The sequence below is a fragment of the Vibrio sp. S234-5 genome, assembly GCF_000960595.1.
Taxonomy (GTDB): Bacteria; Pseudomonadota; Gammaproteobacteria; order Enterobacterales; family Vibrionaceae; genus Vibrio.
The window spans coordinates 21,896-34,467 of record NZ_JZAM01000228.1 but is presented as its reverse complement, the minus strand read 5'-3'; the positions used below and the strand labels follow the sequence as shown (position 1 = coordinate 34,467).

Below are 12,572 nucleotides of genomic sequence, written 5' to 3'. Positions count from 1 at the left end.
ATGTCCCGTTATTGTTCCCGATGTGGTAAAGCAAAAAAAGCCTGTCTGTGTCAGTGGATACGTGCACTGCCAGCGGATACCGAACTTATCATTCTTCAACATCCGAGTGAAGAACATCGTCCATTGGGCAGCGCGAGAATTCTCTCGCTCTCACTTGCCAATAGCCGCTGTTTTATCGGAGAGGACTTCACACACCATCAAGAACTGAACCATCTGCTTTGTGAAGAAGGTTACCAACACTGGCTGCTTTATCCCAGTGACAAGGCGTATCCACTCAGTGACCTTACCCAGAAAAACGCCGCAACGAGCAAACTCAGGGTGATTTTACTGGATGGGACCTGGAAGAAAGCGTTTAAAATGTGGCAGTTATCGAGCAACTTGCATACATTGCCTTGCGTCAAGCTGCCAGACAATCTGGTTGGCAATTACGTGATTCGTAAAGCGCCGAGTGAAAACAGTTTGTCGACGCTGGAAGCGGGCTATCATCTTTTGTCTCTGCTTGAGCCACAGCGAGACTTCACGCCATTGCTGACGGCATTTCACAATATGATTGAGTTTCAAATTGCGCAAATGCCGCCTGGGGTGTTTGAGCAAAACTATCGTAAACGTTAATGGTGTGAAGAGAAGAGCTGCTGGTGTAAACGCTGTGCATGGCCGTCGGTCATCGAGGAGATGTAGTCTGCGATCACCCGCATCTGCGCGCTTTCCTCTTGCGCCGCTTGCCAAAGCTGCCGAGTTGCAATCGGCAGCAAGCGCTTGGGATCAGCGCTAAAGGCTTCAAAGAGGTCCATGATGATCTGTTGGCCCTTATATTCGACAATTTGCACCTGTGGGATCTGAATGACATAGTGGCTGACGAAGTTTTTGAGTATGGTCAGTGCTTGATCCATTCCCGGCTCAAGAAAGGCGTTGTACGCCAGAAGTTCGCTGGCAAAATCGGCCTCTACGCGCTGGACGCGGATGCTGGTTAGCAGCGCATTGACCATGCCGCCGATGGCATCTTTTCTTTGATGGTGTTTACCGCTAAACAGCATGTCACCAATCGAACTAAGATGTTGTTCAAACCAAGCATCACCACAATCCGCCAGTTTGCTGGCTGCGCCTTCTTGCCATTGCCCGCGATTGACCAAACCCAGCACAATAGCATCTTCGAGGTCGTGTACACCGTAGGCGATGTCATCGGCCAGCTCCATGATCGAACAGTCGAGAGATTTGAAGCGCGTTTTACGATGAGCACAAGGATTTTCTGGCGCGATGCGCATTTGGCCAAGCAACTGCTGGTCATGGGTGTTAAGTGGCGCCAACACCCATTCAAACAGCGCTCGGTCACAGTCATAAATGCCTTTCGCGGGCATCCAGTCACTGGCTTTGAGCTGTCTCTGGTGGGAAACCGCTTTAGGTTGCACAAGCGCTTGAGTTTGACTGATAAGAGCGGGGTATTTGATCAAACCCAATAGAGTGCGGCGCGATAAATTCATGCCGAAATGTTCGGTATACGGCTCCAGTTGGGTCACAATGCGAAAGGTCTGCGCGTTGCCCTCAAAGCCCCCGTGGTTGCGCATCATGTAGTTCAACGCGATTTCACCGCCATGCCCATAGGGAGGATGGCCGATATCATGAGCAAGGCAAAGTGAGTCGATCAAGCTTTCAGTTGGCAGCAGATCGCGAAACTCCGCTTGTTTCTTCTTAATTTGCGCGACAATGCCGCTACCCAGTTGCGCTGCTTCTAGCGAATGGGTGAGGCGAGTGCGGTGAAAATCTTCCAGACTGTTGCCATGCACTTGGGTTTTGGCTTGCAGGCGACGAAAAGCGGCCGAGTGCAGTATTCGCGCCCGGTCACGTTGATAGGGACTGCGGTGATCGTCTCTGCGGATCTTATGTTCATCATCATGGCGTTCCAGCCATTGTGGGCTAAGGGTTACTTGCACTGTCTTGCTCCGCTTGGGAATTAACTGATTTCGTCGAGCGATAACTCGAAACTGGGGGCAAAGGTCTGCAGGAAATAGACCATTTCCGGCGTGTCACGCTCGGCCAAAGTGATGTCTAGTCGTTTCTTAGCCAAGGCAAATTCGTGATTGCCAGCACTGAGCTCTTCTAAACATTTTAGGTAGGCGCAGATCGAGTCGGCTTGCTTTACGATGTTGGCTTCGTCTTGCGGTGCTTCTTCTGAGAGTAGGAAAGGACGAAAATCGTCCTGAAACTCTTCAGGCAGCATCGACAGGAGCTTTTTTTCCGCCGCTGCTTCGATCTTTTTATACTCTTTGGCAATGTCAGGATTGTAGTACTTCACTGGCGTTGGCAAATCCCCAGTCAATACTTCGCTGGTGTCATGGTACATCGCCATCAACGCGATCCGTTCTGGGTTGACATTGCCAGCGAATTTTTTGTTTTTAATCAGTGCCAAGGCGTGGGCGACAAACGCCACTTGCAGGCTGTGTTCCGAGACGTTTTCGGTGGAGACAGAGCGCATGAGCGGCCAGCGTTGGATTAGCTTCATTCTGGCGAGATGGGCAAAAAAATGGCTTTCTTTCATCACAGACCTCATCGACAGCAAAAAGGAAAAGGTGTTCCAGATGGAACACCTTTAAGCATATGAAAGTTTTACACTAATTACTACTGTCGATAAGTGTGTAAGAAACGTTCGAAACGGCCGATCGCGGTTTCGAGATCTTCAATGTGTGGCAGAGTCACGATACGAAAGTGGTCAGGTTTTGGCCAGTTAAAGCCTGTTCCTTGCACTAACAGCACTTTTTCTTGTACTAGGAAGTCGAATACCATCTTCTGATCGTCGGTAATGTTGTACTTTTTCACGTCGATTTTCGGGAAGAGGTACATCGCGCCTTTTGGTTTAACGCACGACACACCGGGAATTTGATTGATCAGTTCCCACGCGCGATCACGCTGTTCCAGCAAACGTCCGCCCGGCAAAATGAGCTCATTAATGCTCTGATACCCCCCGAGCGCAGTCTGGATGGCGTGCTGCATGGGTACGTTGGCACATAAGCGCATCGACGCCAGCATGTCCAACCCATTGATGTAACCCTGAGCCAAGTGCTTTGGTCCGGTGAGGAACATCCAACCGCCACGGAAACCGCACACACGATAAGCTTTCGACAGACCGTTAAACGTCATCACCAGCACATCGTCAGTCAGTGTCGCAACCGAGGTGTGCACGGCACCGTCGTACAGCACTTTGTCATAGATTTCATCGGCAAAAATCATCAGTTTGTGCTGGCGAGCAATTTCGATCATTTGCAGTAGAAAATCCCGACTGTAGACGGCGCCTGTCGGATTATTGGGGTTGATTAGCACGATGCCGCGCGTCTTAGGCGTGATTTTCTTTTTCATGTCTTCGAGATCAGGATACCAATCCGACTCTTCGTCACATAAATAGTGCACCGCTTTGCCGCCAGAAAGCGATACAGCCGCCGTCCACAGTGGGTAGTCCGGTGCTGGCACTAACATTTCATCACCGTTGTTCAGCAGTGCTTGCATCGCCATCACAATCAGTTCAGACACACCGTTACCCACGTAGACATCTTCGACATCGAGCGAACGAATTCCCTTGCGTTGATAATGCTGTACAACTGCTTTGCGTGCGGAGTAGATACCTTTGGAATCGCAGTAGCCCTGAGAGGTTGGCAGATTACGAATCACATCGACCAGAATTTCATCAGGGGCGTCAAAGCCAAACGGGGCGGGGTTTCCGATATTGAGTTTAAGGATTTTATGCCCTTCTTCTTCCATGCGTTTAGCATGTTTGAGTACCGGACCCCTGATGTCATAGCAGACATTATCAAGTTTTGACGACATCCCGATATTTTGCATTGTATAATTCCTGAAAAATCGATAATTTCTTTATTAAAGCACACTAACTTGACATTCTTTAGGATAAAAATCTACAGCAAAGTGCAATTAACCCTAAAGTTTCTGTAATACGCACTTTGTGTGTTTGAAAGAGCGCGAACGAATGAGCGCCTGTTATCACAGGATCTGGTAAAAGATGTCCTACAACCTTGATTTGATCAGGGTCTATCAATAGAGTAGCGACAGTATTTCTTTATCCTCTAATGTTCGAGGTAGATTTGTCGTATTTTCATCAAGCCATTGGCCAACTGATTGAACGAGTCAAAAATGCTGGAGAGGACGAGAGCCGTCTGATTGAGCCCATCGACACCGCGCTGAAATTCACCTTAATTGATTGGCTTGAAGCGCAGCCTATTTTCCCTAAATTCTATTGGCATTCTCGTGATGGCCGCGAACAGGTGGTGGCGCTTGGCCAACTGCATACGTTTACCGAGCCAGCACCTGCTTACGCAATTTTGGCCCCTGGGCAGCGGGTTTGGGGAGGGCGTTCATTTGATGGACTGAGTGAGAAAAATCGTCGCTGCATGTCCTCATTTTTCTTTTTGCCACAGATCGAACTACTTCAACAAGATGGCAAGCTTTCCCTTGCGGTCAATTTGGGCGCTGAGCGTTCCCGCTTACTGGCAAGTTTACGCAAGCTGGTGTGCGACATTTCGCTACTGGCGCCGCTGGCTGCGCACATTTGCCACATCGATCATTTGCCAAGTCAGGATCAGTGGCAGAGTTTGGTAGATAAGGTGCTGCATGGCATTGAGCAAAATGCTTTTAAGAAAGTGGTGCTGGCGCGTAAAACCAGCGTGCAGCTTGATACGCCACTGTGCGCCTCGCAGCTGCTTAAAGCCAGTGCTCAGCACAATCACCACAGTTTTCATTTCATGTTAAGCCTAGATAGAAAACACAGTTTCATCGGCTCAACGCCAGAGCGGCTCTATCTCAGACACGATAGAGAACTGCATACCGAAGCGTTAGCTGGGACGATTGGCCGCGGCGTTAATGCCACGCACGATCTCGAACTAGCCAATTGGCTGGCGCAAGATGCTAAAAACCTCAACGAAAACCAATATGTGGTGGATGATATAGTCGAGCGTTTGACACCACATGCCGAGACGGTGCAAGTGGAAGCGGATCCGCGTTTGGTTCGTTTGCGCAAAGTGCAGCATTTAAAGCGTGATATTCACGCGCGTCTCAAAGAGGGGGTCAATGGCGTACAGCTTCTCTCGGCGCTGCAACCGACGGCGGCGGTGGCTGGATTGCCTCGTCAGGCATCGATGCAGTTTATTCTCGACAATGAACCATTTTCTCGCGGCTGGTATGCCGGTTCGGTCGGCTATTTGAGCCACGATAAAGCGGAGTTCTGTGTCGCTATTCGTAGTGCATTGATTGTCGATGACGAGTTACAACTGTTTGCGGGCGCAGGTATTGTCCCCGGTTCGATTGCTGAGCACGAATGGGCCGAGTTGGACAAGAAAATGTCCACCTTATTGTCGCTCATCGCAGAGTACCCACCGCTGGGTGTTGCTTCATGAAACACGACCAAGCGTTATTAAATCGGGTTTGGTGCCAAGTTCTGCTGGAAGAACTGCGCCGTTTTGGTGTGCAACAGGTGTGCGTAGCTCCGGGCTCTCGCTCGACGCCGTTGACCTTAGAAGCCGACGCCAACCCGAATCTCCATTTGCACACCCATTTTGATGAACGTGGATTGGGCTATTTGGCTCTCGGCTTAGCCAAAGCCAGTGGTAAGCCAGTAGCGATCATTGTCACTTCGGGAACCGCCGTCGCCAATTTGCTGCCAGCGGTGGCAGAAGCGGGCCTAACCGGGGAGAAACTGGTGCTGCTTACGGCCGATCGGCCTGTCGAGCTGGTGGATTGTGGCGCCAATCAAGCGATTCGCCAAGTAGGCATTTTCGCTCCCCATGTTTGCGCCGAGCTGGATTTGCCTAGCCCTACCACCTCGATTGGTCTGCCTTGGCTGCTGACTTCGGTTGATCAAGTCATGCACCGTCAAGCGGCCGCCGGGCACGCGGTGCACATCAATTGTCCTTTCCCTGAACCACTGTATTCTGATGGCAACAAAGCGCTCTACGCCGAGTATCTCGCATCGATTGCCTCGTGGTTGCGCAGTGAACAAGTTTATAGCGCGCAATCACTTCATCTGCACAACAACTTGCCCATTGGTGAGGCGTGGTGGCAGAAAAAAGGGCTGGTGGTGATTGGCAGTTTGCCTCTGGCCGATGCACAAGCGGCGTTGGTCTTCGCCAAGCGGCTTGGCTGGCCAGTGCTGTGTGATGTGCAAAGTGGCGTGAGCTCTGAATGGGCAGGGTATGACCTCTGGCTACAAAACCCCAAAGCCTCTGCGCAACTTGCGCAGGCGGAGTTGGTGGTTCAGTTTGGCAGTCGTCTGGTGTCAAAGCGCTGGAATCAGTGGCTACCAACGCAGATCTCGAGTCAATGCAACTATTGGTATGTCTTTCCTCAGTTGGAGCGAAACAACCCTGCACATCTCCCGCAGAGACACTTTGTCGCCAGCGCGCAGCAGTGGCAGTGCCAAGCACTGAGTGAATGGCAAGGAGACTCGCCGCATTCGGGCTGGGCAGACGAGCTGAAATGGTACTCACAGCGCAGCCAATGGGTCGCCGAAAAAATTGCCAACCAGCCAATCAGTGAGCTCTCTCTTGCCTGCCAACTTGGGCAATGGGCAACGAGTACAACGCTTTTTCTGGGCAACAGTTTATTTGTGCGCTTAGCGGATATGGTGGCTCGGTTAGATGGCCGGGCTGTGTTTACCAATCGCGGCGCGTCGGGTATTGATGGCCTGTTTGCCACCGCAGCGGGTGTGCAGCGCGCGCAGCAACAGCCGCTTTTGATGATTTTGGGTGACACTTCTGCGCTGTATGATCTCAACTCCTTAGCGCTGTTTGCCCACAATCCACTCCCCGCGGTGCTGGTGGTGGTGAATAATGATGGCGGAGCGATTTTTGATCTCTTGCCTGTTCCCGCGCAGCAAAGGCAAAGTTTGTATCAAATGCCGCACGGCTTTGGTTTTGAGTTCGCTGCCCGCCAGTTTGCTTTGGCCTATGCTCGGCCACAAAACATGGCGCAATGCGGGCAAATGATTAAGCAGCATTTGGCCTCTGGCCAAGGCACCTTGCTAGTGGAAGTGAAAACCGCGCCACTTGAAGCCAGCAACGATGTTAAGGCTCTTTGCCGTGCCGTTGCCGAGCTCTAGTGTGACCGCGCCCACCTTGGTCTATTTACATGGCTTGCTTGGCAGCAGCGCCGATTGGGCGGCGCTGCAAGGTTGCCTCACTGAGTTTGAGCACGTCGCTATCGACTTGCCCGGCCATGGCGTTCACCAAGCCGTGCGTTGCCAAGATGCCCTCGCATGCGGCGAGTTTGTCGCGCAGCAAATGCAATCAATGATTAAGCCCGGCACGCCCCTGATTTTGCTCGGATATTCGCTTGGTGCGCGCATTGTGATGCAAAGTCTGGTGAGTCGACTGTTTGCCCAACTGAATCTGCAAGGGGTCATTTTGGAAGGTGGCCATTTTGGCCTTGCTTGCGTCTCAGAGCGAGAAGAGCGGCTACGAGCGGATACGCGCTGGGCAAATCGCTTTCGCCGCGAACCCATTGAGCAGGTATTGTCCGATTGGTATCAACAGCCGGTATTTTCCTCACTAAACCATGAGCAAAGACAAACTCTGATAACAAAACGTAGTGCTAATCTTGGCGCTGCCGTTGCAGATATGCTGTTATCGACTTCTCTTGGCAAGCAAGCGAACTTGCTAGCCGATATCCAGGCTCTTTCGCTGCCAGTGCATTATGTATGCGGTGCAAAAGACACGAAATTTAGCACATTGGCGTTGCAAAGCGGTTTGCCTTGTACGCCAATCAGTCAGGCGGGCCACAACGTTCATCAGGAACAGCCTATGGCGTTCGCGAAAACGGTCCGCGCATTTATTCAATCGGTTTATCAACGATAACCACAACGAAAACAATGGGAATCACCATGGCTAAAACCGTAGGCATCACCGAAGCAGAACTCTACGCCCCAGTCAGTTGGAACGACTGCAGCGCAGGCTATGAAGATATTCACTATCACAAGTCGGAAGATGGCATTGCTAAAATCACCATCGCGCGTCCTCAAGTGCGTAATGCATTTCGCCCGCAAACCGTTAAAGAGATGATCCAAGCGCTTGCAGATGCTCGCTATGACTCTAACGTCGGTGTGATTATTTTGACCGGTCTAGGTGAAGACGCGTTCTGTTCTGGCGGTGACCAAAAGATTCGCGGCGATTACGGCGGCTATAAAGATGACTCCGGAGTTCACCACCTAAATGTGCTTGATTTCCAACGTGATATTCGCACTTGTCCGAAACCCGTTATTGCGTCTGTCGCAGGTTGGGCGGTCGGTGGTGGTCACGTGCTTCATATGATGTGTGACTTAACCATTGCCGCTGACAACGCGCAATTTGGTCAAACTGGCCCTAAAGTTGGCTCATTTGACGGAGGGTGGGGCGCTTCCTACATGGCGCGCATCGTCGGTCAGAAAAAAGCGCGTGAGATTTGGTTCTTGTGCCGCTTCTATAACGCGCAAGAAGCGTTGGACATGGGCCTAGTGAATACCGTTGTCCCTGTTGAAGAATTGGAAAAAGAGACGGTGCGCTGGTGCCGCGAAGTGCTGCAACATAGCCCAATGGCTCTGCGCTGTCTGAAAGCGGCCCTCAACGCCGATTGCGATGGCCAAGCGGGGCTTCAAGAGTTAGCGGGTAACGCCACCATGATGTTCTACATGACCGATGAAGGTCAGGAAGGACGTAACGCTTTTAACGAGAAGCGTCGACCTGATTTCAATAAGTTCCCGCGCAATCCTTAATCGCCTCGCTTTATCGGCTGCAGCGCAGTGACTGGTTGCGTTGTGGCCGCACTTTTCTGCTCTTTGTGGTGCAACAAAGAGCAACGGGCGTTAAGAGATCAAGGAATAATCATGAAATCAGCCAAACTTTTTCGTTATACGCTGCCGATGGACAGCGGTGTGATTTTAAGAGATGAAAAGCTGACAGAGCGAGTCGGCTATGTTGTTGAGCTAAACCAGAATGGGCAACGAAGCTACGGTGAAATCGCCCCTTTACCCGGTTTTAGTCTCGAGTCGGTAGAAGAGGCGGGCATTCAGGCGCAAGCCCAGCTTGAACTTTGGCTAGCCGGGCAAGCGTTAGAGTTTGATGCTTTGTATCCTTCGGTCGCGTTTGGTCTGTCGATGGCGCTGTTGGAGCTTTCGGGAGCGCTACCTGTCGAGGGGAATTACCTTGCTGCGCCCTTATGTACTGGCGATCCTGACGAACTGCTGCCTATTTTGAGTGCCATGCCAGGAGACAAGGTAGCAAAAGTCAAAGTCGGTTTGTATGAGCCGATCCGTGACGGCATGCTGGTCAATCTGTTTTTGGAAAGCATCCCAGATCTCACGCTGCGTCTGGACGCCAACCGTGCTTGGACGCCAGAAAAAGCCAACAAATTTGCCCAATATGTTACCCCCTCTCTACGTCAGCGCATCGTTTTCATTGAAGAACCGTGTCAAAAGCCGGGCGACAGTTTGTCGTTTGCCATTAACACCGGTATCGCCATTGCGTGGGATGAGACTTTGCAAGAAGCGGTGAAGCGAGACGATTTTCGTCTGGAAGATTTAACGGGCGTGAAAGCGATCGTCATCAAACCGACCTTGATTGGCTCTGTGCAACGCTGTATCGGGTTGATCGAGCGTGCTCAGGCGCTTGGTATCAAAGCGGTTATCAGTTCAAGCCTTGAATCGAGCTTAGGTTTGAGCCAGTTGGCTCGGTTGTCCCACTGGAAACTGCCGAATGTCACCCCGGGATTAGATACCATTGGCCTGTTTAAAGCACAGTTGCAAATGGCGTGGCCGAGTTGTGAACTGCCAGTGACTCCTTTGTCTGAGCAGAACTTGGTTTGGCAGTCATGAACAACATCACAGTGCCTGCGGCACTGCCGATGTGGCGCCATTGGGCGCAAACAACCCCTTTTTCGCAGGCGCTGAAGCTGCCTGCTTGCTCACTCACTTGGCAGCAATTAGCCCAAGTGGTGGATAGCTACGCTGGATTCTTAGCAGAACAAGGCGTTACAAGCGACGAGGTGGTGACGCTGATTGGCAAAAATCGTCCGGAAAGTGTCTTGCTCTGTTTAGCCGCGCAGCAGTTAGGCGCTTTGGTGGCGTTTGTTATGCCTGCTCCAGCGAAGGTGCTGACAGCAAAACTCAACGCTCTTTATCGCCCTGAGCAGCGCCGTTTTATCTATTGCACGGCTTTTGGCGATTGCCCAGAGGTCGACGTTCAGCAAGATTGGGCTCAACTGCCACGTTTTCATCCGCAACTGCTGCACATGGCTGCATCTGACACGGAGCCGATGGCGTATCATTCCTCTCGCTTGGCAAGCGTGCTTTTTACCTCGGGCTCGACTGGCGCGGCCAAAGCGCTGGCGCACACTCATGCACAGCACTTTGCTTCTGCGCAGGGTTTACTGCAAGAGTTCCCCTTCACCTCGCAAGATTGCTGGCTGCTCTCTCTGCCGCTCTACCACGTTGCTGGCGTCGCCATTGTTTATCGTTGGTTGCTGGCTGGCGCGACGCTGAAAATAGGCCAGGGTGCACTTGCCGACGACATATTGTCGGTCACGCACGCTTCTCTGGTGGCAACGCAGCTTAAGCGCTTGCTGGATGCTGATGCCAGTCTATCGCTCACGCATGTCCTTCTGGGGGGCAGCCATGTTGAGCATTCGCTTGCAACCCGAGCGCAACAGCAAGGGATTGAAACTTGGCTCGGCTATGGCATGACTGAAGCGGCTTCAACCGTTACGGCCAAGGCAATCGATGGTATGAGCAATGCTGGGCATGTGCTGAAAAATCGCCAAGTGAAATTGGTTGATGGGCGGATTTATATTGCCGGACAAACCTTGGCGCAAGGCTACTACTATCAAGGTGGATTAACGCCTCTTACCGATGAGCAAGGCTGGTTTGACAGCAAAGATCTTGGTGAATGGCAGGATGAGGAGCTGCGGATCGTCGGCCGAGCGGACAACTTGTTTATCTCCGGCGGAGAAAACATCCATTGCGAAGAGATTGAAAGTGCGCTGTGTCAGCACGCTGAGATCGCCGCTGCGATCGTGGTACCGATTGCCGACGCCGAGTTTGGCCATCGCCCTGTCGCGGTGTTACAAACCACGGCACTCTTCGCCAAGCCAACCTACGATGCGCACTTAATGGGTAAGCTCGAAAAATTCAAGTGGCCAGTCGCTTATTATCTATGGCCCGTCTCACTACAAAGTGGCGCGATTAAACCAGCGCGCCATGAGATCAAACAGTGGTTGGAGCAAAGACTCGCAGAGGGTCGTTTGGCGAATTAGTCAATTTAGGAATGATTTAGTCGCAAAGGGAATTTCGCTTAGTTATAACTGTGAATCATAATCATCTGGGATTTGAAGATGATAAAGGTATAAGGTTATGGCTAAGCGAATTCTATTCGGCGTCGTACTGTTGCAAATCGGCGTCGCGCTCAGTAACGAAGGGCTCTATCGCTCCCTAGCGGAATTAACGGCCTTCCTCATTTTGTCGGCGCTGTTTGTGCTGCATCGCCAGCAAACGCTTGGCAATAATGGCATCACTCAATCGACGGAGAGCTAACGGAGCAGCAGCCAACCGAGTGATGTGCTCGATATCACCAGCCACAAACCAACGCCAAACAGCAGCGGTTTTGCGCCCGCTCTTTTGAGTTTTTCCACTGAAATACTGCACCCAATCAAAAATAGACACACAACCAATGCCTGTTTCGCTACGGCAAAGATACCTTGATAGATCCAGTCAAATTGCGGCAGGGTATCGCTGATGCCAATTGCCGCGCAGTACCACAAAATAAAATAGGGGATAACGACGCGTTTTGCTTGGTTGTCGCCTTTGCGCTGAAATAACCAAGCGCTGAGAAGCGCAATCGGTACTATCCAGAGCGCTCTCGCCAATTTTAACGTTGTTGCCGTGGTGAGTGCTTGCTCTCCATAAGCCGAAGCGGCACCAACGACGGAAGAGGTGTCGTGAATGGCAATCGCCGCCCAAGTGCCAAATGTCTGTTGATCTAAATCGAGCGCGTGACCAATCACCGGAAACAGGAACAGCGCCAGAGAGTTGAGCACGAATACGGTCGCTAGGGCGAGAGCGATCTGATCGTCTTTCGCTTTAATCGCAGGCGCCACGGCGGCAATAGCGCTGCCACCGCAAATCGCCGTACCTGTCGAGATCAGATAAGCGGTAGTGCTTTCTAGTCTGATCATCTTGGCTATTAACCAACCTAAGCTCAGCGTGCCAAAAATGGTGGCAACAATTAACCCGATACCATCGGCAGTGACGGCTAATGCTTGCTCGAAATGAATGCCAAAACCGAGGCCAATAATCGAGTAAGCGAGGAGCTTTTTGGTGTAAGTCGAGATGGGGAGATGCGAGGGTACGTAGCCACAGCTTGCGAGGAGAAAGCCGATCACCAGTGCCATCGGCGAGGAGACAAATGGCGTAAGGCAGCAAAACAGTGCAAGGCCAAAAACAAGCAAGTTTTTTTTCAAGAGAATCAGCGTAATCAAGGATCGGGGCGACAGTATAGCGTAACGCTACGATCAGCAAGTTTTAATGAATTGAACAAGTGTTCATCTAATCTGAA

The 12,572-nt window shown here is 51.5% G+C and carries 12 protein-coding genes; 8 read left to right on the top strand and 4 right to left on the bottom strand.

The genetic code is table 11. The annotated features are described in order from the left end of the window. Positions 1–612 carry a DTW domain-containing protein gene (locus UF06_RS13755; protein WP_045570947.1) on the top strand — a complete coding sequence of 204 codons (612 nt, stop codon included), beginning with the start codon at positions 1–3 and terminating at the stop codon, positions 610–612. Here UF06_RS13755 and UF06_RS13750 read toward each other — a convergent pair. The 3 genes from UF06_RS13750 to UF06_RS13740 form a co-directional block, all read right to left on the bottom strand. Next, the gene (locus tag UF06_RS13750; protein WP_045570946.1) at positions 609–1,928 is read right to left on the bottom strand and encodes an anti-phage deoxyguanosine triphosphatase; all 1,320 of its coding nucleotides are present in this window, start codon (positions 1,926–1,928) and stop codon (positions 609–611) included. The genes UF06_RS13755 and UF06_RS13750 overlap by 4 nt on opposite strands. A 20-nt stretch (positions 1,929–1,948) precedes the next feature. After that, complete coding sequence (gene yfbR, locus UF06_RS13745; protein WP_045570945.1) at positions 1,949–2,533, bottom strand: 5'-deoxynucleotidase; 585 nt, start codon at positions 2,531–2,533, stop codon at positions 1,949–1,951. A gap of 80 nt (positions 2,534–2,613) precedes the next feature. After that, the gene (locus UF06_RS13740) at positions 2,614–3,828 is read right to left on the bottom strand and encodes a pyridoxal phosphate-dependent aminotransferase (protein ID WP_039424998.1); all 1,215 of its coding nucleotides are present in this window, start codon (positions 3,826–3,828) and stop codon (positions 2,614–2,616) included. Between the two features lie 242 nt (positions 3,829–4,070). Here UF06_RS13740 and UF06_RS13735 point away from each other — a divergent pair, with 242 nt between their 5' ends. The 7 genes from UF06_RS13735 to UF06_RS13705 all read left to right on the top strand — a co-directional run bounded on the left by UF06_RS13735 (position 4,071) and on the right by UF06_RS13705 (position 11,551). Continuing rightward, on the top strand, positions 4,071–5,393 hold the full coding sequence (locus UF06_RS13735) for an isochorismate synthase (RefSeq protein WP_045570944.1): 1,323 nt from the start codon (positions 4,071–4,073) through the stop codon (positions 5,391–5,393). Further along, positions 5,390–7,093 (top strand): 2-succinyl-5-enolpyruvyl-6-hydroxy-3-cyclohexene-1-carboxylic-acid synthase, encoded by a 1,704-nt coding sequence (gene menD / locus UF06_RS13730; RefSeq protein ID WP_045570943.1) that lies wholly within the window; start codon positions 5,390–5,392, stop codon positions 7,091–7,093. Before UF06_RS13735 ends, menD begins: the two co-directional genes overlap by 4 nt. Next, a complete protein-coding gene (gene menH, locus UF06_RS13725; protein WP_045570942.1) occupies positions 7,056–7,847 on the top strand; it encodes a 2-succinyl-6-hydroxy-2,4-cyclohexadiene-1-carboxylate synthase in 792 nt (263 codons plus the stop codon). Before menD ends, menH begins: the two co-directional genes overlap by 38 nt. 26 nt (positions 7,848–7,873) lie before the next feature. Next, the gene (gene menB, locus UF06_RS13720) at positions 7,874–8,740 is read left to right on the top strand and encodes a 1,4-dihydroxy-2-naphthoyl-CoA synthase (RefSeq protein ID WP_045570941.1); all 867 of its coding nucleotides are present in this window, start codon (positions 7,874–7,876) and stop codon (positions 8,738–8,740) included. Between the two features lie 111 nt (positions 8,741–8,851). Then, positions 8,852–9,838, top strand: coding sequence for an o-succinylbenzoate synthase (menC, locus tag UF06_RS13715; RefSeq protein WP_045570940.1), 987 nt, complete (start codon positions 8,852–8,854; stop codon positions 9,836–9,838). Continuing rightward, positions 9,835–11,274 (top strand): o-succinylbenzoate--CoA ligase, encoded by a 1,440-nt coding sequence (menE, locus tag UF06_RS13710; protein ID WP_045570939.1) that lies wholly within the window; start codon positions 9,835–9,837, stop codon positions 11,272–11,274. Before menC ends, menE begins: the two co-directional genes overlap by 4 nt. Positions 11,275–11,371: 97 nt before the next feature. After that, complete coding sequence (locus tag UF06_RS13705) at positions 11,372–11,551, top strand: hypothetical protein (protein ID WP_045570938.1); 180 nt, start codon at positions 11,372–11,374, stop codon at positions 11,549–11,551. Here UF06_RS13705 and UF06_RS13700 read toward each other — a convergent pair. After that, positions 11,548–12,408, bottom strand: a complete 861-nt coding sequence (locus UF06_RS13700) for a putative sulfate exporter family transporter (protein WP_139046362.1) — start codon at positions 12,406–12,408, stop codon at positions 11,548–11,550. The genes UF06_RS13705 and UF06_RS13700 overlap by 4 nt on opposite strands. Positions 12,409–12,572 lie beyond the last annotated feature (164 nt).